Annotated in this window: 22 protein-coding genes and 1 pseudogene; 10 read left to right on the top strand and 13 right to left on the bottom strand. The window is 73.7% G+C overall.

Going from position 1 to position 21,964, the window contains the following annotated elements; genetic code table 11:
• From A4R25_RS25615 to A4R25_RS25645, 7 genes and pseudogenes are all read right to left on the bottom strand, one after another.
• Positions 1–193: pseudogene (locus A4R25_RS25615) on the bottom strand (secretion system protein); the annotation flags it as partial.
• 52 nt (positions 194–245) lie between these two features.
• Positions 246–1,199 (bottom strand): type II secretion system F family protein, encoded by a 954-nt coding sequence (locus A4R25_RS25620; RefSeq protein WP_369799315.1) that lies wholly within the window; start codon positions 1,197–1,199, stop codon positions 246–248.
• Positions 1,142–2,683, bottom strand: coding sequence for a CpaF family protein (locus A4R25_RS25625; RefSeq protein ID WP_064448360.1), 1,542 nt, complete (start codon positions 2,681–2,683; stop codon positions 1,142–1,144). The genes A4R25_RS25620 and A4R25_RS25625 overlap by 58 nt, the downstream gene beginning before the upstream one ends.
• Entirely contained in the window at positions 2,673–3,506 is an 834-nt protein-coding gene (locus tag A4R25_RS25630; protein ID WP_064448361.1) for a hypothetical protein, read from the bottom strand. The genes A4R25_RS25625 and A4R25_RS25630 overlap by 11 nt, the downstream gene beginning before the upstream one ends.
• A complete protein-coding gene (locus A4R25_RS25635; RefSeq protein WP_043327506.1) occupies positions 3,506–4,171 on the bottom strand; it encodes an SAF domain-containing protein in 666 nt (221 codons plus the stop codon). The genes A4R25_RS25630 and A4R25_RS25635 overlap by 1 nt, the downstream gene beginning before the upstream one ends.
• Complete coding sequence (locus A4R25_RS25640) at positions 4,168–5,121, bottom strand: hypothetical protein (protein WP_043327505.1); 954 nt, start codon at positions 5,119–5,121, stop codon at positions 4,168–4,170. Before A4R25_RS25640 ends, A4R25_RS25635 begins: the two co-directional genes overlap by 4 nt.
• Complete coding sequence (locus A4R25_RS25645) at positions 5,115–5,681, bottom strand: hypothetical protein (RefSeq protein WP_043327504.1); 567 nt, start codon at positions 5,679–5,681, stop codon at positions 5,115–5,117. The genes A4R25_RS25640 and A4R25_RS25645 overlap by 7 nt, the downstream gene beginning before the upstream one ends.
• Before the next feature lie 558 nt (positions 5,682–6,239).
• Here A4R25_RS25645 and A4R25_RS25650 point away from each other — a divergent pair.
• The gene (locus A4R25_RS25650) at positions 6,240–7,016 is read left to right on the top strand and encodes a prepilin peptidase (RefSeq protein WP_064448362.1); all 777 of its coding nucleotides are present in this window, start codon (positions 6,240–6,242) and stop codon (positions 7,014–7,016) included.
• Between the two features lie 108 nt (positions 7,017–7,124).
• Positions 7,125–9,500 (top strand): glycoside hydrolase family 65 protein, encoded by a 2,376-nt coding sequence (locus A4R25_RS25655; protein WP_064448363.1) that lies wholly within the window; start codon positions 7,125–7,127, stop codon positions 9,498–9,500.
• Here the strand turns inward: A4R25_RS25655 and A4R25_RS25660 are convergent.
• Positions 9,473–9,955, bottom strand: a complete 483-nt coding sequence (locus A4R25_RS25660) for a hypothetical protein (protein WP_043330744.1) — start codon at positions 9,953–9,955, stop codon at positions 9,473–9,475. The genes A4R25_RS25655 and A4R25_RS25660 overlap by 28 nt on opposite strands.
• Positions 9,956–10,070: 115 nt before the next feature.
• On the opposite strand from A4R25_RS25660, the gene A4R25_RS25665 reads away from it, so the two are divergent.
• On the top strand, positions 10,071–10,844 hold the full coding sequence (locus tag A4R25_RS25665; RefSeq protein WP_064448364.1) for an SAM-dependent methyltransferase: 774 nt from the start codon (positions 10,071–10,073) through the stop codon (positions 10,842–10,844).
• 8 nt (positions 10,845–10,852) lie between these two features.
• Here A4R25_RS25665 and A4R25_RS25670 read toward each other — a convergent pair whose 3' ends face one another.
• Positions 10,853–11,176, bottom strand: a complete 324-nt coding sequence (locus A4R25_RS25670; RefSeq protein WP_231915634.1) for a hypothetical protein — start codon at positions 11,174–11,176, stop codon at positions 10,853–10,855.
• Positions 11,173–12,054 carry an RNA polymerase sigma-70 factor gene (locus A4R25_RS25675; RefSeq protein ID WP_064448365.1) on the bottom strand — a complete coding sequence of 294 codons (882 nt, stop codon included), beginning with the start codon at positions 12,052–12,054 and terminating at the stop codon, positions 11,173–11,175. Before A4R25_RS25675 ends, A4R25_RS25670 begins: the two co-directional genes overlap by 4 nt.
• Positions 12,055–12,220: 166 nt before the next feature.
• On the opposite strand from A4R25_RS25675, the gene A4R25_RS25680 reads away from it, so the two are divergent.
• Together A4R25_RS25680 and A4R25_RS25685 are read left to right on the top strand one after the other, a co-directional pair.
• Entirely contained in the window at positions 12,221–12,706 is a 486-nt protein-coding gene (locus A4R25_RS25680) for a carboxymuconolactone decarboxylase family protein (RefSeq protein WP_043327495.1), read from the top strand.
• A gap of 95 nt (positions 12,707–12,801) precedes the next feature.
• Complete coding sequence (locus A4R25_RS25685; protein WP_064448468.1) at positions 12,802–13,266, top strand: DIP1984 family protein; 465 nt, start codon at positions 12,802–12,804, stop codon at positions 13,264–13,266.
• Positions 13,267–13,497: 231 nt separating this feature from the next.
• On the opposite strand, the gene A4R25_RS25690 is transcribed toward A4R25_RS25685, so the two are convergent.
• A complete protein-coding gene (locus A4R25_RS25690) occupies positions 13,498–14,589 on the bottom strand; it encodes an epoxide hydrolase family protein (protein WP_064448366.1) in 1,092 nt (363 codons plus the stop codon).
• A gap of 92 nt (positions 14,590–14,681) precedes the next feature.
• Here A4R25_RS25690 and A4R25_RS25695 point away from each other — a divergent pair, with 92 nt between their 5' ends.
• From A4R25_RS25695 to A4R25_RS25715, 5 genes are all read left to right on the top strand, one after another.
• Positions 14,682–15,143, top strand: a complete 462-nt coding sequence (locus tag A4R25_RS25695; protein ID WP_064448367.1) for a MarR family winged helix-turn-helix transcriptional regulator — start codon at positions 14,682–14,684, stop codon at positions 15,141–15,143.
• A gap of 70 nt (positions 15,144–15,213) precedes the next feature.
• Positions 15,214–15,816, top strand: coding sequence for a helix-turn-helix domain-containing protein (locus tag A4R25_RS25700; RefSeq protein ID WP_167435554.1), 603 nt, complete (start codon positions 15,214–15,216; stop codon positions 15,814–15,816).
• Positions 15,816–16,187, top strand: a complete 372-nt coding sequence (locus tag A4R25_RS25705) for a hypothetical protein (protein ID WP_064448368.1) — start codon at positions 15,816–15,818, stop codon at positions 16,185–16,187. The genes A4R25_RS25700 and A4R25_RS25705 overlap by 1 nt, the downstream gene beginning before the upstream one ends.
• Positions 16,184–17,089 carry an ABC transporter ATP-binding protein gene (locus A4R25_RS25710; protein WP_064448369.1) on the top strand — a complete coding sequence of 302 codons (906 nt, stop codon included), beginning with the start codon at positions 16,184–16,186 and terminating at the stop codon, positions 17,087–17,089. Before A4R25_RS25705 ends, A4R25_RS25710 begins: the two co-directional genes overlap by 4 nt.
• Entirely contained in the window at positions 17,086–17,880 is a 795-nt protein-coding gene (locus tag A4R25_RS25715) for an ABC transporter permease (RefSeq protein ID WP_064448370.1), read from the top strand. Before A4R25_RS25710 ends, A4R25_RS25715 begins: the two co-directional genes overlap by 4 nt.
• Here A4R25_RS25715 and A4R25_RS25720 read toward each other — a convergent pair.
• Both A4R25_RS25720 and A4R25_RS25725 read right to left on the bottom strand, forming a co-directional pair.
• Positions 17,873–21,139: a helicase HerA domain-containing protein gene (locus A4R25_RS25720; RefSeq protein WP_064448371.1), complete on the bottom strand. Its 3,267-nt coding sequence runs from the start codon at positions 21,137–21,139 to the stop codon at positions 17,873–17,875. The two genes, A4R25_RS25715 and A4R25_RS25720, sit on opposite strands and share 8 nt — an antisense overlap.
• The gene (locus A4R25_RS25725; RefSeq protein WP_231915635.1) at positions 21,136–21,882 is read right to left on the bottom strand and encodes a hypothetical protein; all 747 of its coding nucleotides are present in this window, start codon (positions 21,880–21,882) and stop codon (positions 21,136–21,138) included. Before A4R25_RS25725 ends, A4R25_RS25720 begins: the two co-directional genes overlap by 4 nt.
• Positions 21,883–21,964: the final 82 nt, after the last annotated feature.

The raw sequence follows: 21,964 nt of genomic DNA on the forward strand, positions 1-21,964 counted from the left end.
AGCGGGCGAACCCGCCGAGCCAGTCCGGTCCGGCGCCGGCGGCCGGGGCCTGCCCGGGCGGCTGGTGCAGCCGGCGCAGCGCCGGGCCGAGCGCCGGGGTGGCCGGCAGCGCCTCGCGTACCACAAGGAACAGCCCGAGCCCGACCGCGCACCCGCCGAGTACCGCGATCGCCATCTGCCAGTTGAGGATCACCGTGGCCGCCTTTCGTTCGCGACTGCGGGGCTCGCAAGCTCACTCCTCGCGCTCACGCGATCGCCTCCTCCGGATCGGGCGCCGGGAGGAAGCGCGCGGGCCGGGGCGGCTGGCTCATCGACCGCACCCAGACCAGCAGGCCGACGAACGCCGCGCCGAGCACCGCCATCACGAGCTGACCGGTGAGCGTCCCGTAGGGACGGATGTAGTCGCTGTTCACCAGCCCGTACGCCAGGGTCGCCAGCGTCATGCCGGTGAGGAAGCGGACCGCGAACCGCGGCTGGGTGCGTTTGGCCTCGACCTCGCGCCGCGTCGCCACCTCGGCCGAGGCGGCGGTGGCGATCGAGCCGAGCACGTCGCCGAGGCGCTCACCCCGGTCGGTGAGGTGCAGGATCAGCGCGGCCACCACCTGGTCGGCGACCGGGTCGGCGATCTCGTCGGCGAAGGCGAGCAGCGCGGAGCGGGCCAGCCAGCCGGCCTGCAGGCGGGCGGCGAGCGTGCGTACCTCCTCCTGGATCTCCTCCGGCGCGGTGGCGATGGTGCCGATGATCGCCTGCTGGAGCCCCTGGCCGGTGGCCGAGATGTCCTTGAGCCGGCGGGTCCACTCGCCTACGGCTTCGACCCGGGCGATGGCCCGCTGCTCGGCCCGGCCCACCGCGAACAGCCACGGCACGCCCGGCACCGCGAGCGCCACCAGCAGGCCGACCACCGGCAGCCCGGTGAGCAGGAACGCCGCCGCCCCGGCGACCACCGCGGCGCCGAGCAGGAGCTGGTAGCGGCGCTGGTCGGCGCGGCTCGCGCCGGAACCGGTCCAGAGCCGGCTCAGGCCGGGCCCGGCGCCCGGGGCCGGGCCCGGTGGGCGGCGGGTGCCGACGAGCGCGACCACCGCCAGCACCAGCCCGGCCACGCAGGCCGCGCCGGAGACCAGGGCGATCAGTTCGATCTGCGTCACGCCGGGCCTCCGTTCGGCCGTGCCCCGAGGCGGGTGTGCCGGGGCCGCCGCCACGCGCCCACGCCGGCCTCGACGAACCGGGTGAGCAGCCGGGCGTCGTAGCCGACGCGCAGCAACTGCTCGCGGATGCGTTCGGGCAGGTGGCGGGGGACCGCGCGGCCGTCCGGCCCGGGGCCGAAGACGGTGGTGGTGGTGATCCGGTTGCCTTCGCCGACGCCGATGACCTCCTCGACGTGCGACACGAACCGGTGCTTGCGCCCGCCGATCGCGGTCTCGTCCTCGACAGTCACGTAGACGATCAGGTCGAGCGCGTTGCCGGCCATCCGGCGGGCCTGGTCGACTGTCATCTCCCGGCCGTGCGACAGCGCCAGCTCGATGATGCGTTCGCTCACCCCCGAGGGGGTACGCGCGTGGATGGTGCACATCGACCCGCGGCTGGTGGTCATCGCCTGGAGCATCGGCACGATCTCCCGGGACCGCACCTCGCCGACGATGATCCGCAGCACGCCCATCCGCAGCGACACCGGGATCAGGTCGGCGATGCTGACCTCACCCGCCGGCCGTCCGTCCGCGCCGCGCTCGCCGTGCCCCTCCCGGGACTCGAAGCTCATCACCGCACGGTGCTTGTGCCCACGCCGGGCCGGCAGCAGTTCCCGGCTCTCCTCCAGCAGCACGTACGGCTCGTCGGACGGGATCTCGTCCATCAGCGCCCGGATGACAGTGGTCTTCCCGGCCCCGGCGAGCCCGGCGACCATGATGTTCAGCCCGGCCCGCATGGACGCGCGCAGGAAGTCGCGCAGCAGCGGGTCGATCATCTCGTCCAGGTCGGGCCGGCCGCCCGCGATGTCCTCCAGGCTCACCGCGAGCGTGTTGTGCTTGCGGATCACCGCGTACGGGCGGTGGCTGACCAGGAACACGGCGGCCAGGCGGCTGCCGTCGGGCAGTTGCAGGTCGAGCGTGGGCTTCGAGGTGGACAGCGACCGTTCGGTGGCACCCGCCCGGCGGGCCGCCGCCTGGAGGATCTCCACCAGCTCGTCGTCGGTCTCGGCGATCGGCTCGGCCCAGTCGACGCCGCCGCCGTGCCGGGTGATGCGTACCTGGTCGCAGCCGAGGATGTGCACCTCCTCGATGCTGTCGTCGACGAGCAGCGTCTGGAGCCGGCCCAGCCCGACGAGTTCGGCTGTCACCTGGTCGAGCAGCAGCCGTTCCTCGTCCGCCGCCATCGGCGTACCGGACCGGCGTACCGAGTCGGCGTACGCGGAGACCACGGTGACCGCGAGCCGGGCGCGCTCGACCTCCTCGGCGTCGGCGTCGAACTCGCGGCCGCGCTGCCAGTGGGTGAGCCGTTCGCTCAGTTCCCGGCGCAGCTCGCGGACCACGGCGAAGTCGATCCGGGGGCGCGGCGGCGGTGCCGGGGGCGCGGCGGGGAGTGGGCCGGGGACGTGGTGCCGGCCGTTCGGCGGCGCCAGCGGCGGGACCGTGGAGACGACGCCGGGCTGCTGCCCGCGCGGGTCGTGGGAGACCGGCTCAAACCGCACCGGACACCCCCGGCACGCTCGGCGCGGTCACCGCGCGCGGTGTGGTCGCGCCCGGCCAGGCGAGCCGGGCCCGCCGCCGCTCCAGCAGCGCCCGGACCGGCACCTCCAGGGCGCCGGCCGCGCGCATGAGCGGCCGGTTCGCGCGTACGGTGCCGCCGTGGCCGAGCACCTCGGCGGTACGCGGGTCGTGCGGCAGGCGGGCGATCACCGGTAGCCGCAGCGCCTTGCTGATCTCGCTGGTGCCGTGCCCGTCCCCGACCACGAGCAGCCGCAGCGTGCCCGGCGGTACGCGGTGCTCGGTGAGGTCCCGTTCGATCGCCCGGGCGGTGGCCCGGGTGGCGGAGAGGTCGGGCAGGGTCGCCCGGGTGACCAGCAGCACCACAGTGGCGGCCCGCAGCAGCGGCCACGGTGGACCGCCGACGGCGAGCCGGCCACAGTCGACGAGCACGTCGTACGGCGGTTCGCCGCGCTCCAGCCCGGTGAAGTAGTCGGCGAAGCGCTGCCACAGCGGGATCACGCTGCCGGCCTGGGCCGGGTCCACCACGCCGGGCAGCAGCAGCCGCTCGCGCCGGGGCGCGTCCAGGTCGACCAGCTGGGACCAGAACGTGTGCTCCAGGCTGCCGTCGCGCAGCTCGCCCACCGCCAGCTCACCGATGCCGCGCGGGCCGTCCAGGGCCCCGCCGAGGTAGCCGGCGAGGATCGAGCCGCCCGCCGGGTCGCACTCGGCCAGCACGAGCCGCCGGTGCCAGCTCAGCGCGGCGGCGAGCGCCGCGGTGGTGACGCCCGGCGATCCCTTCGCCGAGACCAGGGCGATGATCGCCATCAGGCCGCCTCGGTGAGCACGAGCGCGATCCGGTCGGCGGCGGCGAGCGCCACGACCGCCGGCACGTCCCGCACGGTCAGCGCCAGGTAGACCACCACGTCGCCGTTCTGCGGCGTGGCGGTATCGATCACGGTGCCCTCGAACCGGGTTCCGCCGGCACGGGACGCGTCGGAGCCGTTCGTGGCGTTGCTCGGTGTGCTGACCAGCAGCACCTTGTCGCCGGGGTTCAGCTTGCGGGCCGGCACCTGCTCGGGTTCCAGCCCGAGAGCGATCTGCTGCTGGCCGGCGCCGAGCAGCGGGGCCTCGGTGAGCTGCGCCTCGGTGAGCAGCGTGCCCGGGGTGAGCCGGACGGCCGCCCGCAGTCCCAGCACCTCGTCCATCCGGTCGGCCGGCACCGGCTGGAGTTCCCGCCCGCCGGAGACGCGCACCGGCACCAGGTCGTCGGCTGTGAGTTGCCGGCCCACGTCGACCGGCCGGGCCACGGCCAGGTACGTGCCGGTGGAGCGCACCGAGGTGACCGCGAACGCCGCGCCGAGCCCGCCGAGGGCGATCAGCAGGATCGCCAGGCCGAGCAGGCCGGGCCGGACACGTCGCTGCCGGACCACCTTCGGCGGCGCGACCGGCGCCTCCATCGGGGTTCCGTTGCGGGCTGCCACCACACTCATCGGGTCACCACCTGAAGCTCGTTGATCTGTACCGGGATGACGCCGCTGGACCGGCTCTGGGCGATCACGCCGCTCTCCCCGCCGCCGGACCACTCGACGGTCCAGAACGTGGTGGCGCTGACCTGGTAGGTGTCGGCCTTCGGATAGCCGGCGTCGAGACCGCAGTCGGGCGAGGTCAAGCCGGCCCGCGGCCCGTCGGCCCGGTACGGCGTGCCCGGTCCGTGGCAGGTGACGTCGATGTCGTCGGACATGTGCCAGACGATCCGGTCCACCTTCGCCGTGATCCTCACGGTCAGCCCGCGGTCGGAGGCGGAGGCGCTCAGCGGCCCGAAGTACGCCTCGCCCGGGCTGGCCCACATCCAGACCGGCAGCCCGACCAGGCCGGGTCCCTGACTGCGCCGGGGCGCGACCGAGGCCCGGGGCGGGAGCAGCGAGATCGAGGCCAGCGCGCGCCGGGCCAGCTCCTCCGGGTCCGGCGGGGCGCCGTAGCCGGGCGGCGGGGCGTCCAGGAGTTCCTGGCGCATGCTGCCCGGGCTGGTGTCGCCGCCGTTGCAGGTGAGCTGGTACCACTGCTTGCCGGGGGGCGCCTCGTCCTGCGGCTCGGCGAGCTTGTAGTAGCAGCCGTCGGCGTTGTTGAACCAGCCGAGCGTCTCGTTGTAGCAGGGGATGACGCGGCCGTTCCACTGGCACTTCGGCGCGCCGCCGCCGTTGCCGCCGCCGCCGTTGTCCCCGCCGCCCGGCCCGCCCGGGCCGCCCGGGGTGCCGGGGTCGTCGTCCCACACGTCGCAGTCGGTCTGTTCCGGCGGGCACGAGCCACCGGGGTCGGCTGCACGCGCGGGCGCGCCGGTGAGCGTCAGCAGCGCGGCGAGGCCGGCGGCGAGCAGCACCCGGCGGAGCGTCCCGGCCCGGGGCGGGCGGGCCGGGACACCCCTTCCTCCCCAGGTCAGCACGGCTGGTCCTGATGTGCGGCGCCGCCGTTGATCAGCCACCGGCCGTCCGGGAAGCGGGCCGCTGTGGCGGTGGCGAGGTAGCGCCCGCCGCGGGTGCCCGGCACGGCCTTGCGGTCCTTGGCGTAGACGAGCCGGTAGCCGCTCGCGTCCAGGCAGTCCTGGATCTCGACGGTGGGTGGGCGGGCGGTCAGGTCGACCGAGACCACTGTGGGGTCGGAGACCAGTTTCCCGGTACGCATCGCGCCGTGCTCCTTCGCGTCGAGAATTGCCATTCGCACCCGGGTCAGCAGCGGATCAGCCAGAAAACGGGCCAGAGCGGGATGGGACGGATCGCTTCGGGCGCTCGCCGCCCGGGACGCGTCGAGATAGCCGGAATACGCGGCAAGCGCCGCCTTTTCGGCTTCCTTCTCCGCCTCGGCGGAATGGGTGGCGGGGGCGGCGGCGCGGCCGGTGAGCGGTCGGTTGGCCGCCTCCGGCTCGGTGCCGCAGCCGGCCGCGCCGACCGCCAGCGCGAGGCTGAGCAGGTAGATTTCCCATCGGCGGGATTGCCGTGTGCGCAACGCCGATCCCTCCTCGGTGCCGGCCCGGGGCGATCACGCCGACCCGCTCCGGGCATGCGGAAGCGCACCCGGAACTGTCACTCCGGGTCCCCGTCGCCGCCACTCGTATTGACCTGTACTGATAGCTGCGGGTTCTGTGCCCTGACTCCTCCGACGCCAATTGATCGGGGGTTGCGTCGTACCCAAGGGGCGAGCATAAGCTCACGTCCGCCGATGCAACAGAGGCAATTCACGTGAACACGGTGAGTGAAGACGGGAGGTGGTGGCCGGTGTGTGTCGTCACGATGACGAGCGGGCTTCCGGTGGGCTCCGGGCCGGCGGGCGTGTGCTCACCCGTACCCGCCGTGGCGGTGGCGACGAGCCGCCGGTATGGGTGGGGAGCGTGCCGCTCGTCCGATCCGTCCCGCCGGTTCGATAGGGCTCACACCGCGGTCGGTCCCGGCCGGTCGCGCGTCGCGCCGCACGCCGCTGCGGGCTCCCCCGTCACATCAGCGCGAACGAGAAATCACTCTGCGTGCTTCACGATGGAACATACGGCGACCGGACGGGGGAGCCGGCGTGACCACTGAACGGGTACGGCGTACCGGACCGGTGGCCGAGGCCAGCCGTCCGGTCGTCCGGCTGCTGGCCGCCCTCGCGGTCGTACCGCTGCTCCGGCTGGCGGTGGCGCGTTACGCCGTACCCCCGGATTGTCCGGACCGGACGGCGTGCGACGGCTGCGCCGCCCCGATCGGGCTGGACCGGCCACTGCCGGCGCTCGGCCCCGCGGCCCGGTGCCCGGCCTGCCGGGCCCGGGTCGGCGCGGCCCCGGCCGTGGTCGAGGTGGCGCTGCTCGTGGCGGTCGCCGTGCCGGTGCTTGCCGGCGGCGTGCCCGCCGCGCGCCTGGCGCTCGCCTGGTGGCTGCTCTGGGCGGTGCCGATGACGATCGTGGACGCGATGGCGCACCGGCTGCCCGACCGGCTCACCTGGCCGGCCGCGGCCGGCGCGTGGGCGCTGCTCGGGGTGGCCGCGCTGACCGGCACGGGCGCGGACCCGTGGATCCGCGCCACAGCCGCCGCTCTGGCGCTCGGCGGCGGCTTCGCCGCGACCACGCTGCTGCTCGGGCGGCGTGGTTTCGGCCTCGGCGACGCCAAGCTGGCGCTCGGCGCGGGCGCGCTGCTCGGCTGGTACGGCTGGCCGGTGCTGGTGGCCGGGCTGGTGCTCGCGCTCCTCCTCGCCGGGGCGACCGGGGTGGCACTGCTCGCCGCCCGGCGGGTCCGCTGGTCCGGGCACCTGCCGTTCGGGCCGTTCCTGGTGCTCGGCACCGCCGCCACGCTGGTGCTCGTCACCGTGTGATCGGCCACCCGCAGGTGCGGGCGGGGTCACCACGGGTATCGGGGTCCCAGCCGCCTCCCAGCCGGGTCTGGTTCGGTGGCGGTCCAGGCTTCGGACTCGGGAGGGCACGTGTCGCACGGCGACGACGGTTGGCGGATCCGGCGTACCAGCGCGGACCTGGACCGGCTGGGCGAGACCGAGTCGGTCTTCGCGCTCGCCAACGGCTGGGTGGGCTGGCGCGGGACGCTCGACGAGGGCGAGCCGTGCGGCATGCCGGGCAGCTACCTCAACGGGTTCCACGAGCAGCACGAGCTGAGCTACCCGGAGAGCGGGTACGCGTTCCCGGAACGCAGCGACACCGTGATCAGCGCGCCCAACGCCGCCCTGATCCGGCTCTGGGTGGGCGACGAGCCGCTGGACCTGGGCACCGGCACGATCCGGCGGCACCACCAGGAGCTGGACCTGCGCGCCGGGGTGGTCCGGCGGGAGACCGAATGGGTCTCGCCGGGTGGCCGGGGTGTCCGGATCCGCAGCACCCGCCTGGTCTCGCTGACCCGCCGTCCGGTCGCCGCCGTCGACTGGGCCGTCGAACCGCTGGACGAGCCGGTACGGCTGCGGATCGGCGCCGACCTGCTCGCCAACCAGCGTGTGCCGGAACGTGCCGACGACCCCCGGGCCGCCTCGGTGATCCACGACCCGCTCACCGGCGAGATCCGCCGCGACGACGGCCTGGACGGGGTGCTCGTGCACCGGACCGGGCGCAGCGGCCAGCGGGTCGCCGTCGCCGTCGCGCACCGGGTCGAGGCACCCGACGAGATCGCCACCGGCACCGAGCTGACCGCCGACCGGTTCCGGCTGGCGCTGTCCGGTCCGGTACGCCAGGGCGAGCGGATCCGGGTCACCCGGTTCGCCGCGTACGAGTGGGCGGAGGTCGACGGCACCCCGCCCGGTGAGCTGGCCGACCTGGTCGTCGCGGAGGCGGACGCGGCCCGGGCCGACGGGTTCGACGCCCTGCTCGCCGAGCAGCGCGCCGCGCTGGATGCCGCGTGGGCCACCGCCGACGTCGAGCTGGACGGTGACCCGGAGCTGCAGCTCGCGGTGCGGTTCTCGGTGTTCCACCTGCTCCAGTCGGGGCGCGCCGACGGGGCCCGGACCATCCCGGCGAAGGGGCTGACCGGCAACGGCTACGACGGGCACGTGCTCTGGGACACCGAGGGCTACGTGCTGCCGGTGCTGACGTACCTGGCGCCGGAGCTGGCCCGCTCGGCGCTGCGCTGGCGGCACGCCCACCTGCCCGAGGCCCGCGAGCGTGCGGCCGAGCTGCGTCTGACCGGCGCCACCTATCCGTGGCGGACGCTCAGCGGCCGGGAGTGCTCCGGCTACTGGCCGGCCGGCAGCGCGGGCCTGCACGTCAACGCGGACATCGCGGACGCGATCCTGCGGTACGTCGCGGCCACCGGCGACACCGCGTTCCTCGCCGAGTGCGGTGCCGAGGTGCTGATCGAGACCGCCCGGCTGTGGCACGGCTACGGCCACTTCGACGACGCCGGCGCGTTCCACCTGACCGGCGTCACCGGCCCGGACGAGTACTCCGCGCTGGTCGACGACAACGTCTTCACGAACCTGATGGCCCGGCGCAACCTGCGCGGCGCCGCCGGCGCCGCCGAGGACTGCCCCGAGGTGGCCGCCCGGCTGGGTGTCGACGCCGCCGAGGTGGCCGGCTGGCGGGCCGCCGCCGACGCGATGTTCGTCCCGTACGACGGCAAGCGCGGCGTGCACGAGCAGTCGGCCGGGTTCACCGCGCAGCCGGAGTGGGACTTCGCCGGCACCGGCGAGGACGACTATCCGCTGCTGCTGCACTTCCCCTACCAGGAGCTGTACCGCAAGCAGGTGGTCAAGCAGGCCGACCTGGTGCTGGCCATGCTGCGCTGCCCGGGGGAGTTCACCGCCGAGGAGAAGACGCGCAACGTCGCCTACTACGAGGCGCGGACCGTCCGGGACTCGTCGCTGTCGGCGTCCGCGCAGGCGATCCTCGCCGCCGAGGTCGGGCACCTCGACCTGGCGTACGACCTGTTCGCCGAGACCGCGTTGCAGGACCTCGCAGACCTGGGCGACAAGACCGCCGACGGGCTGCACCTGGCGTCCCTGGCCGGCGCCTGGCTGGTGGTGGCGCAGGGCTTCGGCGGGCTGCGCGACGACCGGGGCGTGCTCGCGTTCGAGCCGCGGCTACCGGGGCGGATCACCCGGCTGGTGTTCCACCTGCGCCGGCACGGGCACCGGCTGCGGGTCACGCTCACGCCGCGGGAGGCCCGCTACGAGCTGCCGGACGCCGGTCCGGGCGACGCGGTCGAGCTGTGGCACCACGGCGAACAGCTCCGCGTCACCGGCGACGGGCCGGTCACCCGGCCGATGCCGCCGGTGCCCGACCCCGGCCCGGAGCCGCAGGCCCCGCCCGGCCGCCGTCCGGAACGGCGCGCTCAGGAGGCGGCGGGCGGCGACGACTGAGCCGGCAGGCCGGACATCCGGGCGACGACCTCCTCCAGCGCCTCGAACGCGTACGCCCAGTTGTGGCACTTGAAGCTGCGCAACCCGGTGATCGGGGTGCGGCAGTCGGCACAGTGGACGCCCGGGATCGCGTCCGGCACCTCGGTGTTCACGTACTTGCGTTCGCCGAGGATCACCCGGGCGATCATCGTGCGGTCGTGCACGCCGTGCAGCGCGGACGCGACGATGTCGTACCAGGTCGGCCGCCGCCCGCACTTCGGGCAGTCCGGCTCGTCGCCGCTGACCCACAGCGGAGCGCCGATGCTGCGCGCCGGCATGTTCAGCAGCTTCTCCAGCCGGCGTACGTCCGCCTCCGGGGTGGTCCAGCGGTGCCGCCCGGGCAGCGACGCGGGCGAGTCGTAGACGGCGCGGAACACCGCCGGCTCGACCTCCACTGTCTCCCGTCCACCTGTCATCGGTACCTCCTCGCGACGGCGTGTCCCACCGTCGTACCAGGTGGACGGCGGGATCGGCCGGATCATCGACACGACGGGTCAGCGGTGTGTCGCGCAGAGTGCTAGACATCGAGGCGTGACGGAGGCTGAGAACCGACCCAATGTCGCCCGGATGTACGACTACTACCTGGGCGGCTGCCACAACTTCGCCGCCGACCGGGCCGCCGCCGAGGAGGTCCTGAGGATCTTCCCGGACACCGGCGTCGCCGCGCAGAGCAACCGCGCGTTCCTGCGCCGGGTCGTGCGCTGGGCCGCCGAGCAGGGCATTCGCCAGTTCCTCGACATCGGCGCCGGCCTGCCCACGCAGGGCAACGTGCACGAGGTGGTGCGCGCGATCCGCCCCGACGCCCGGGTGGTCTACGTCGACCACGACGAGGTGGCGGTCGCGTACGCCCGGCGGTTGCTGCCCACCGACGGCCGCACCGTGGTGCTCCGGGGTGACCTGCGGCGGCCCGGCGAGTTGCTGGCCGACCCGACGCTGCGGGCCACCATCGACCTGAGCGAGCCGGTGGCGGTGCTGCTGTTGGCGGTGCTGCACTTCGTGCCGGACGCCGACGACCCGTACGCGGCGGTGGCGACGCTGCGCGACGCCACAGTGCCGGGCAGCGTGCTCGCGCTGTCCCACCTCACGCTGGACGGCCTGCCGACGCTGCCCACCGAGCAGGGCACCGCGATCTACCGCCGCAGCAGCTCCCCGCTGGTGCCCCGCACCCGCGACGAGGTGGCCCGCTTCCTCGACGGGTACGAGCTCGTCGATCCGGGCCTGGTCAAGGTGGCGGACTGGCGGCCCGACGGCGAGCCGCAGGCCGCGGTGTCGCACGGCTACGGCGGGGTGGGCGTGCGCCGCTGAGGCGGGAGTCAGTCCAGGCCGCCGTGCGCGGCCCAGAGCGCGGCGGCGCGGTCGGCCGCCGCCGCCACGAGCGCGGCCAGTTCGGGCCGGTCGGGCACCCGGAACGACACGTACGCGCCGCGGCCGCCGGCGGTGGGCCGGCCGTACGCCTTCGCGGCGAGCCGCCCGTCCGGCAGCAGCCGCACGTTGAGCGTGGTCAGGGTGAACTCCTCGCCGCGCCGGGTGTCGGTCCAGCGCAGCTCCTCCGGCACCGTCACGTTGATGGCGAGGGCGCTGACGTCGGGTGAGGCGGCGCTGCTCATCCGGCGATCGTCCCACGACCACGCGCTCACCGGCGCAGTGTGGTTTCCCGGGTCATGCGGGACAGCTTCTCCGGGTTGCGCACCGCGTAGAGGCCGCTGATCCGGCCGTCGTCGAGGCGTACCGCGACGACGGTGTCCAGCTCGCCGTCGAGGCGTACCAACAGTGCCGGGTAGCCGTTCACCTGCGCCGGTTCCATCGACGCCACGGCGGCGATCCGGGACCAGCCGCCGGCCAGCAGCCGGGCCACCTTGTCGCCGCCGGTGACCGGGCGGGCAAGCGCCTGCTTGATCCCGCCGCCGTCGCCGACCAGGACCGCGTCCGGGGCCAGGACGCGGAGCAGCCCGTCCAGGTCGCCGGTCTCGACCGCCCGCCGGAACGCGTCGAGGGCGTCGCGGGCCTCGGCAGCCGGGACGGTACGCCGGGGGCGGCGCGCCGCGACGTGGGCGCGCGCCCGGTGCGCGATCTGCCGCACGGCGACGGGCGTCCGCTCGACCGTCTCGGCGATCTCGTCGTAGCCGACGTCGAACACCTCACGCAGCACGAACACGGCCCGCTCGGTCGGCGTCAGCGTCTCCAGCACCAGCAGCATCGCCATCGACACGCTCTCGGCCAACGCCACGTCGTCCGCCACGTCGGGCGCGGTGAGCAGCGGCTCGGGCAGCCACGACCCGACGTACGACTCCTTGCGCCGCCCGAGCGTGCGCAGCCGGGTCAGCGCCTGGCGGGTGGTGATGCGCACCAGGTAGGCGCGCCGGTCCCGCACCTCGCCGAGGTCGACGCCGGCCCAGCGCAGCCAGGTCTCCTGCACCACGTCCTCCGCGTCGGCGGCCGAGCCGAGCATCTCGTACGCGACGGTGAAGAGCAGGTTCCGGTGTGCGAGGAAGTCCTCGGTGGCCTGGTCCGCCATGACTGGCTCCTCCGCTGTCCGGCTGCGCTCCTCACCAGACGCCGCCCGCCGCCGCCGTGTGACATCGGGTCGCTGTGGTGGTCCTCACCCGCCGGCGCCGTCACGCCGGAGCGGTCTCCGGCATCTCGTGTTCGTCCGACACCACCGAAGCAGAGAGGGCCAACCCATGCAGACCCGATTCAACCTGTTCGAGAACCCGGTCTCGGCGGCGTTCATGAAGCGTTTCGCCGGCGCGGGCCTGGCGATCCACCAGTCGACGTTGCCGCGCACCGTCCAGGAGCTGGTGTCGCTGCGGGCCAGCCAGATCAACGGCTGCGGCTGGTGCATCGACATGCACACCAAGGAGGCGGTGGCCGGGGGTGAGAGCGCGGTGCGGCTGAACCTGGTCGCCGCCTGGCGCGAGTCGACAGTCTTCACCGAGGCCGAGCGCGCGGCGCTGGCGTTCGCCGAGGAGGGCACCCGGTTGGCCGACGCGCATCAGGGCGTGTCCGACGAGACGTGGGCGCGGGTACGCGAGCACTACGACGACGACCAGATCGCCGCGCTGGTGTGCCTGCTCGGGCTGATCAACGCGGCGAACCGGTTCGCGGTGCTCGTGCACCAGCGCGGCGGCTCGTACGAGCCGGGGATGTTCGCGGCGGCGATGAGCTGAACGCCGCGGCGGCGGTCCGGCCCGGTCGTCCCGGGCCGGACCGCCCCCGGAAAACGCGGCGACACCCGTGATCCCCTGTGGCCATACTGCTCGCCATGAAGATTGCGGAGGCCCTTGCGCTGCGGGCGGATGCGGCGCGACGCGCCGAACAGCTCCGTGCCCGCATCACCGCGAGCGCCCGCTACCAGGAGGGCGAGACGCCCGCCGAGGACGCCTCGGCGCTGCTCGTCGAGGCGGCCGGGGTGCTCGGTGAGCTGGAGACGCTGATCCGGCGGATCAACCGGACGAACGCCGCGACTGTCGTGGACGGTGGCACCCTGACCGACGCGCTCGCGCGTCGCGACGTGCTGCGCCTGCGGCACGGCGTGGTCACAGCGGCAGCGGACGCCGCCGCGGGCGAGGGCCAGCGCGGCTACCGTCAGCTCCGGTCGGAGCTGAAGATGGTTCCGGCATTGCCGGTGGCGGAGCTGCGCCGGCAGGCCGACGAGCTGGCCCGGCAGATCCGCGAGGTGGACACCACGATCCAGCGGACGAACTGGGAGGTCGACCTGCTGGACTGACGAGTCGCGGAGCAGGTAGCCGACGTGGAGGCGTGCACGCCCCCGAGAGCCGGCGGGCAATCCGGCTCACTCCTGGCGCGCCGAGGGCAGGCGCAGGGGTTCGACTCCCCGGCACACAACGCATGCCCAGCACAGGACACAGGTGACGGCGCACAGGGCACGGCACACCACCAGGTGCAGATCCACGACGGTGAGGGTGGGACAGGGGACTTCCGCGACTCGTCCCAGGCGTCATCGCAGGTTCCAGAAGAACGACCGGACGTCGTCGACGAACAGGTCCGGCACCTCGAGCGCGGCGAAGTGACCGCCCCGGTCGAACTCGCTCCAGTGCCGGATCGTGTACGTCAGCTCGGCGATCGGGCGTACGGACCGGGTGATGTCGTGCGCGAACACGGCGACTCCGAGCGGGGGCGGGCAGGGCGCGGGCGGGCCACCGAACGCGCTCTCCCGCACCAGCCGCGCGGACGAGGCGGCGGTGCCGGTGAACCAGTAGACCGAGACGTCGGTGAGGATGCGGTCCACGCTGACGGCCGATCCCGGGTCGGTCCACTCGGTGAACTTCTCCGCGATCCACGCGAGCTGCCCGACGGGTGAGTCGTTGAGCGCGTACGACACGGTCTGCGGGCGGCTGGCGTAGAGCACCTGGTGCGGGTGCCGCTGCGTCTTGAGTCGCATGATCCGGGCGAGCCGGTCCCGGTCCTCGCCGGACAGTCCGGCCTCGCCGGTCCAGCCGGGTGGCGGGGGCGTGGGCAGGTAGTTGAGGTGCACGCCGACGACGTGTTCCGGGTCGATGCCGCCGAGCCGGGTGGAGATCACCGAGCCCCAGTCGCCGCCCTGGGCGCCGTACCGCCGGTAGCCGAGCCGGCGCATCAGCTCGGCCCAGGCGCGGGCGACGCGGTCGACGTCCCAGCCGCGTTCCCGGGTCGGGCCGGAGAAGCCGAAACCGGGGATCGACGGTACGACCAGGTGGAACTGTTCGGACAGCGGGCCGATCACGTCGAGGAACTCCACGACCGAGCCGGGCCAGCCGTGCGTGAGGATCAGCGGCAGCGCGTCCGGGTCGGCGGCCCGTACGTGCAGGAAATGGATGTTCTGTCCGTCGATGGTGGTGGTGAACTGCGGATACCGGTTCAGCTCGGCCTCGGCCCGCCGCCAGTCGTACGCGGTGCGCCAGCGCTCGGCCAGCTCGCGTACGCGGGCCAGCGGGATGCCGTAGTCCCACCCGGCGCCTGGTAGCTCGTCGGGCCAGCGGGTGCGGGCCAGGCGGTCGGCCAGGTCGTCGAGGTCGGCCTGGCGGACGTGGATACGGAACGGCTCGATCACGGTAGCTCCGATCGTTGGTGCCACTAACGTTTGTGCGACGAACGATAGCGCAGATCGTTGGGGACGCCAACGTTTTTGGATAGGCTGGGCATGTGGAGAACCCGGAGCCGGACGTCGTACCCACCCGCCTGGCCGGCCTGCCGAGCTGGCTGATCACCCAGACCGCCGTACGCGCCGGCCGGCTGGTGAGCGACGGGCTGGCGGCGGTCGACGCGCGTGGCTACCACTTCCGGCTGCTCGCCACGCTCGACGAGTTCGGCCCGGCCAGCCAGGCGGCGCTCGGCAGGCGTAGCGGCATCCACGTCAGCGACGTGGTGGCGGCCCTCAACGAGCTCGCCGAGCGGGAGTTCGTGGTCCGCGCCCCGGACCCGTCCGACCGGCGGCGCAACGTCGTCACCATCACCGCGGCGGGGCGGCGGCAGTTGCGGCGGCTGGAGAAGCGACTCGCCGAGGTGCAGGACGACCTGCTCGCGCCGCTGACGCCGGACGAGCGCGCGGACCTGACCCGGCTCCTTGCTCGGGTGCTGGCCCACCACACCCGTCCGTCCGCCTGATCGTCCGGCTTTCGCGCCCGGTCGCCCCACTCCCTACCGATATCACTATCGATAGTGATACGGTTCAGTCATGGCGATGTCGATGGAGCGGTGGGCGGAGGTGGCGCTGCACCCGGTGCGGCTCCGCGTCCTGCGTGCCGTGGCGGGCACCCGGGTGACCACTCACGACCTGGCCGAGCTGCTGCCCGACGTCCCGCACGCCACGCTCTACCGGCACCTGGCGACGCTCGTGAAGGCCGGGATGCTCGACGTGGTGCAGGAGCGCAAGGTGCGCGGCGCCGTCGAGCGGGTGTACGCGCTGCCCGCGCACGGCGCGGCGCTGGACCCGGCGGCCCTGGCCACGGCCACGCCGGAGGACCACGCGCGCTACTTCACCGCGTTCGTGTCGAGCCTGCTGTCCGAGTTCTCCCGCTACCTCGCCCGCGACCGCGTCGACTTCGTCGCCGACGGGGTCGGATACCAGCAGCTCGTACTGCACCTGACCGACGCCGAGCTGCACGAGTTCGCGGCCGGGCTCAACGCGCTGGTCGGCCCGTTGCTCGCCAGAGGGCCCGGCGACGGCCGGATCCCCCGGCTGCTGGCGACCGTCCTGATGCCCGCCGATCGCCCGGCGACCCCCGGCGACACGCACACGTCAGCGCACGACTCCGACACGACGAAGGGCGACGACTGATGGCCTCCGTAATGCTCAACGGCGATGTGATCGACATCCGGTTCACCGGATGGGAGCGGATGTGGGTCGGGCGGGAGCGGTTCGCGCTGCGCCTGGCCGCCGTGCGGCACGCCGCCCCGGTGGACGAGCCGATCCGGCTGGCCCGGGGCGCCCGGCGCGGGTACGCCGTGTCCGGCTTCGCCAAGATCGGCGTCTGGGGTCTGTTCGGCGGCCCCCGGCAGCTCGTGGCGGCCCGGCGCGGTCAGCCCGGCCTGCACCTGGTGCTGGATCGCGCGGCGGCCGGCGGCGAGTTCGACGAGGTGGTGGTCTCCGACCCGGCCGCGCCGGGCCTCGCCGAGACGATCGGGCGCGCGACGCGGGGCCGGCCATGACCGGCGAGCACCTGGCGATCGAGGCGTCGGGCCTGACCAAACGCTACGGCGACGTCACCGCCGTACGCGACCTGACCTTCACCGTACGACCCGGCGCGGTCACCGGCTTCCTCGGCCCGAACGGCGCCGGCAAGACCACCACGATGCGCATGCTGACCGGGCTGGTCACGCCGACCAGCGGCACCGCCACCATCGGCGGGCAGCCGTACGGCCGGCTGGCCCAGCCGGCACGGACCGTCGGCGCGGTGTTCGACGGCAACGCGTTCCACCCCGGCCACACCGCCCGTGACCACCTGGGCGTCTACGCCGCGATGGCCGGCTGCCCGGACAGCCGGGTCGCGGAACTGCTGGATCTGCTCGGCCTCGCGCAGGCCGCCGACCGTCGTACCCGGGGGTTCTCCACCGGCATGCGGCAACGGCTCAGCCTCGCCACGGCGCTGCTCGGCGACCCGCGCGTCCTGCTGCTCGACGAACCGTCGAACGGCCTGGACCCGGAAGGCATGTCGTGGCTGCGCGGGCTGCTGCGCCGCCTCGCCGACGAGGGCCGCACCGTACTGGTCTCCAGCCACGTCCTGCACGAGGTCCAGCAGGTGGTCGACGACGTGGTGGTGATCCGGCGCGGCGAACTCGTCGCCGCCGGGCCGTTGTCGCGGCTCACCGGCCCGCCGACGGTGCTCGTCACCTCGCCGGACGCGACAGCCCTGGCCGCCGCGCTGGCGGCCGCCGCCGGGTCCGTCGAGGCCGCCGGGCCCGGCCGCCTGCGGGTACGCGGACTGGACGCGCCGCGCGTCGCCGACCTGGCCGCCGACCACCGGCTGCGGGTCCACGAGCTGGTCATCGAGACCACAAGCCTCGAACAGCTCTTCCTCGACCTGACCACCGAAAAGGCGGAGGCCCGATGAACCTGATCAGAGCGGAACTACGCCGGGTCCTGGCCACCCGCATGTGGACCGGGCTGCTGCTCGCGGCCGTCGCGCTCGGCGGCGGCCTGGTCGGGCTCATGGCGCTCGTCGGGCCGGAGAACTTCGACCCGCCGATGCCCGGCCTGCACACCGAGGAGGGCCTGCGGTCCATCCTCGGCATCCTCGGCTTCACCGCCTTCGTGCCCGCCGCCGCCGGCGCCCTCGCGGCCACCTCCGAGCATCGGCACGGCACCGCCGCCGTCACGTTCATGTTCGCGCCGCGCCGAGGGCGGGTGCTGGCCGCCAAACTCGCCACCCACGCGATCGTCGGCCTCGCCTACGGCCTCGTGCTCGCCGTCGCCGCCGCGGCGGCCCTGTTCACAGTCGCCGCCGCGCGTGGCGTGTCGCTGGGCCTGCCCGCTCCCACGGTGCTGGCGCTGCTCGCCCGCATCGGCGTCGCGATGGCGGTGTACCTGCTCGTCGGCACCGGCGTGGGCGCGCTGCTCCGCAACCAGGTCGCGGCCGTGTGCGTCGTGGTCGGCTACCTGTACCTGGCCGAGCCCGTACTGATGATGATCCCCGGCGTCAACGCGCTCTACCCGCTCCTGCCCGGCGGCGCCACCGCCGCGCTCACCGACTTCACGTACGTCGCCGACGCGATGTCCGCGCAGCTCGGCAGCGACGCCGTCGCGCTCCTGCCGCCGGCGGCCGGCGCACTGCTGCTGACCGGGTACGCGCTCGCCGCAGCCGCGATCGCCGTGGTCGTCCCGATGCGCCGCGACATCACCTGAGGGTCGCGAGCCGGACGATCTCCTCAGCGGTCAGCGGGCTGCGGGGATGGTGGGTCAGGCACATGGGAGCTTGCATCTTGACGAACCGGGCCCCCTCGACCGCGGCGTAGAACTGGCCGGTACGCAGCTTGCCGATGTCCGGGACGTCGGTGCCCTTCGCCCTGGCCACATCCCGGGCCGCCTCGATCTGCACCGGCACGGTGAGCAGGCCGAAGAACTGCGTGGCGGCGTTGCCGGGGATCTGGTTGTGCAACGCCTTCGGTGCCTGGGTGGCGAAGACCAGCCCCAGCCCGTACTTGCGGGCCTGCGAGGTCAGCGCGAGCGTGCTCTGGGTGCAGGCGGTCACGGCGCCGGACGGGGCCAGCGTCTGCGCCTCGTCCATGACGAAGAGTCCACCGAGTGGACGGTCCCCGGCCGGATGACGCTTGATCCAGGTGAACAGGGCGAGCTGCAACTGGTTGACGAAGCTCTGCCGCTGATTGTCCTCGGGCAACCCGGCGAGGTTGATCACCGAGACCCGGGCGCGGCGACCGGAGGGCGGGGTGAGCAGCTCGCCCGGGTCGACAGGCGTTCCGACGCCGCCCAGGAGCGGATCGTTGATCAGGGCGGCCTTGAGCAGCTGGGCCATGCCGGCGGCCAGCTTGGGCGCGCTGTCGAGCTGACTCACCCCGTCCGGTAAATCGTTGAGGACGTCGGTGAACTCACGCAGGTCACTCGCGCCGCTGCGGGCGTAGCCGATCAGCGCCTCGCGCAGCACGGCCCGGCCGAGCCGGGCCTTGTCGGTGCCGCCGTCCACCCGGGCGTGCGGGGCGAGCGTGGCGACGGCGGCGTTGACGGCCGAGGTGAACCCGTCCGGGTCGTCGAGCACGTCGGCGAAGGCCGGCAACGGCTGGAAGCTCAACGGCCGACCGGCCTGCCGTCCCGGCGTCCAGACGACCACGTCGGTGCCGGCCAGATATTCCGCCGCGCGGCGGGCGTCGTCCGCGCCCCAGCCCGGCGGTGCGGCGGGCCAGGTCTCGCCGAGCCGGGCCAGGTCGTTGTTGGGGTCGAGCACGATGGCCGACACGCCGCGCAGGGCGCACTCCTCGACCAGGCGGCGGATCAGTACGGTCTTGCCGGAACCGGAGCCGGCGAAGATGACTGTGTGCCGGCGCAGCGCTTCCAGGTCGAGGCCGACCGGTTCGGGCCGCCCGGTGACAGTGCCGATCTCCATCCGCTCCGGGTCGATGCCCGCCACCGGTGGCAGGGGAGCGACCACCGGCGGCGCCGGGTCGAGCCCGGCGGAGCGCGGCGTCGGGACGGGACCGGCAGAGCGCGGTGCAGCGGTGACCGGCGGTGGCGTCCCGACCGGGGGTCGGTCCGGCGCCTCCTCTGGCCGCTCCTCGGTCCGGACGGCTTCCGGCGCACCCGGCCAGTCGCCCAGCGCCTCCCGCAGGCAGGTGATGTCGGAGGCCGGCCGGCGATCGGCGAACCAGGGCCGCAGCGTCTCCCGCCCGTAGTCCTGGATGAGTTGTTCGAGCGCGGCCAGCCGGGCGACGTCCGGCGCGTCCAGGGGAAGCCGCCGACCGCCGGCCCGCTCGAACGCGTCAAGCACCTCACGGGTACGGGCACCGGCCGACCACTCCGCGCTGCGCAGCAGGAAGAGCCGTCGTTTGGCGACCCCCTCGGTGAGTCCGGCGGTCGTGATCGCGTTGCGGATCCGGTTGAGCACGGCGATGTGGTGCGGCGCGGAGATCGCCCGGAACGACCAGTGCTCCTCGTCCTCGCTGTCCTCGCTCAGGCTGTGCCGTAGCCGGGCGTGCAGCGCCGGCTTGGTTCCGGCGGGGATCGGGTCGAGGCTGAACGCGTCGACTGCCGCGCCCTGCGCGGCGATCCACGCGGTCAGGCCGGCTTCGAGCAGGCGCGGGACGCGGGCGTCCTCCGTCTGCGGGGACAGGGCGGTGTCGGCGGCGGCGACCAGCTCCGCGTACCGGGCGTCGAGCTTGCCGAATCCGTTCGTCCGGCTCTCCGGTGGCGGCCCGGTGACCGTGGCGGGCGCGATATCCCCGGCGACGCGCTCGCCGCTCGTGTGCAGCAGGTGCCGCAGTTCCCGCGCCTCGCCGTCGGCCAGGCAGGCCCGGACGTGCGTGTCGATCCGCCGTAGCAGCTCACGAGGGGTGAAGCCGACAACCTCCTGGAACGCGTCCGGGTGGACCGGCCAGGTGGGGTGCGGCGGGGTGAACCCGAGGCCCTCGAAAAGCACCGCGAACCGCTTCTCGACCAGCTCGCGGCCCACCTCGACGGAGGGGATCTCCTTGAGCGGGGCGGCCTCCCGGAACCGGTCCTGGACGGTGTCCGTCGCCTGCTGCTGGATGCTGCGCCACGTCTGCGGCAGGCACGAGACGACGGACAGCGTCCGGCGAGTGGTCTCGCGTAGCGCCATCAGTCCGCTGGCGACCTGTTCGAGCAGGAGCGAGGTCTGCCAGTCCGCCTCGCCCCGGGCGTCCTGGTTCGTGGCCTTCACGGACTGGGCGATCATCAGGTCGATCTGGTCCACCGCGATCACGGTCGGACCGACGACGGCGAGCAGCCGGGAGATGTCCCGGACCACCTCCTGGGGCGCACGACGATTGCGCCGCAGCCCCCACCCGGCCCGTTGGCCGGGCTCCTCCTCGTCCATCGAGGAGAGGAAGTCGTAGCCGATGTCCTGCACGGCTGACTGCTCGGCCGCGTAGAGCACCAGGGCGCGCGCGGTGTCCTGGCACTCCGTGCCGATCTGCCGGTCCTTCTTGCGGATCAGGTCGACGAAGGCGTCGAGCGTCGGACGGCTGAGTTCGGTCTCACCGGCGACCGCGCGCCGTACCGTCCGGGGCGCACCCACCGCGTCGGCCAGCCGGCGCAGGAACGCCCGTAGCTGGGTCGTCTCGTCCGGCATCGGACGGACCAGGCCCTCCAGCATCGAGATCGCGGTGCGTTGCCAGAACGTCCGGGCTTCGAGCAGTTCGACCAGGAAGAAGAAGCCGCCGCGTCCCTGCACCTGCTGGCGGACCGTGCCGATGAGGTGGGTCTTGCCGGTGCCGCGCTGGCCGAGGATGGCCACGCCCACCGGACTGGAGTCGGTGCTGGCCTGAGCCTCCGCGAAGCTGTCCAGCACCGTCGTGACGACGTCGTGGTGCAGACCCTCCACGTGGAACGGTGTGGGTTTCCAGACGTCGTCCGGGGTCGGAGCCCAGTTGAACCTCAGCGCCGCCAGGGCACGGCGTTGCTCGTCACCGATCATGACGAGATGGCGACCAGATGCTTGTCCTGGTTGCCGATGGTCACCGCCGCCGCCCGCTCCTGCGGCTTCAGCACCTTCTGGTTGGACTCGGGCACCAGGTGCACGCCGCGCTCCCGGTTGAGCGTCACGAGCGCGGCGTCGAACTCGGGGCGGGGCAGGTCGGAGAGGGCGTCGCGAAGATCGGCCAGCATGACGTAGTCGCCGGGCTTGGCGGCCAGCTCGTGGTACGCCTGCCGGATCAGCGCGACCGCGTCCGCGGCCGGGGACGCCGACGACGCCACCGGCGGCGGCGCGACGACCTCGTCCCGGTTGATCTGCATCCGGAACAGGTCGTCGGCGCGGGTTCCGGAATGGTCGATCAGCCGGCGCAGGAAGTCGAGCGCGACGTAGAGCGTTCCGCCCGCGGTACCGGCGCCCTTCGGCGGTTCCGCGCCCAACTCCTCGGTGGCGCGGTCCCATCCCTTGTCGGTGAGCGCCAGCGTGATCGGCTTCTCGGTGACCTCGATCAGGCCGAGTGATTCAAGTCGACGGCGGTGATCGGCTTTCAGGCCGATACCGGCGACATTGGTGAAGTAGGTCTGCGGCAAAGGCGCCGCCTTCACCATCAGCGTGACAAGAATGCACCGGTCGACGAGGGTCAGTTCCTTTTCCGGCATGCGGATGCTCCTCTGCGGCACGAGCTCCCACCGCGTCGACGGTGTGATCGAAGGCTCGGAAGGGGTGGCCATGATCGAGGTGGGCAACGGGGACGGCCCCGGCGCACGGGCCGATTCTGCCGACGGCGCCGGACTCGCGCAAGGTCACCGATCTCGCTGACGAAAGCCG

It is taken from the genome of Micromonospora sp. NBRC 110037 (genome assembly GCF_001652995.1).
Taxonomy (GTDB): Bacteria; Actinomycetota; Actinomycetes; order Mycobacteriales; family Micromonosporaceae; genus Micromonospora; species Micromonospora chalcea.

Coding starts and splice junctions, on each gene's coding strand:
- A4R25_RS25630 (WP_064448361.1), bottom strand. CDS start 3,506: ATGGCGATCATCGCCCTGGTCTCGGCGAAGGGATCGCCGGGCGTCACC.
- A4R25_RS25635 (WP_043327506.1), bottom strand. CDS start 4,171: ATGAGTGTGGTGGCAGCCCGCAACGGAACCCCGATGGAGGCGCCGGTC.
- A4R25_RS25660 (WP_043330744.1), bottom strand. CDS start 9,955: ATGACAGGTGGACGGGAGACAGTGGAGGTCGAGCCGGCGGTGTTCCGC.
- A4R25_RS25675 (WP_064448365.1), bottom strand. CDS start 12,054: ATGGCGGACCAGGCCACCGAGGACTTCCTCGCACACCGGAACCTGCTC.
- A4R25_RS25680 (WP_043327495.1), top strand. CDS start 12,221: ATGCAGACCCGATTCAACCTGTTCGAGAACCCGGTCTCGGCGGCGTTC.
- A4R25_RS25685 (WP_064448468.1), top strand. CDS start 12,802: ATGAAGATTGCGGAGGCCCTTGCGCTGCGGGCGGATGCGGCGCGACGC.
- A4R25_RS25700 (WP_167435554.1), top strand. CDS start 15,214: ATGGCGATGTCGATGGAGCGGTGGGCGGAGGTGGCGCTGCACCCGGTG.
- A4R25_RS25705 (WP_064448368.1), top strand. CDS start 15,816: ATGGCCTCCGTAATGCTCAACGGCGATGTGATCGACATCCGGTTCACC.
- A4R25_RS25710 (WP_064448369.1), top strand. CDS start 16,184: ATGACCGGCGAGCACCTGGCGATCGAGGCGTCGGGCCTGACCAAACGC.
- A4R25_RS25715 (WP_064448370.1), top strand. CDS start 17,086: ATGAACCTGATCAGAGCGGAACTACGCCGGGTCCTGGCCACCCGCATG.
- A4R25_RS25720 (WP_064448371.1), bottom strand. CDS start 21,139: ATGATCGGTGACGAGCAACGCCGTGCCCTGGCGGCGCTGAGGTTCAAC.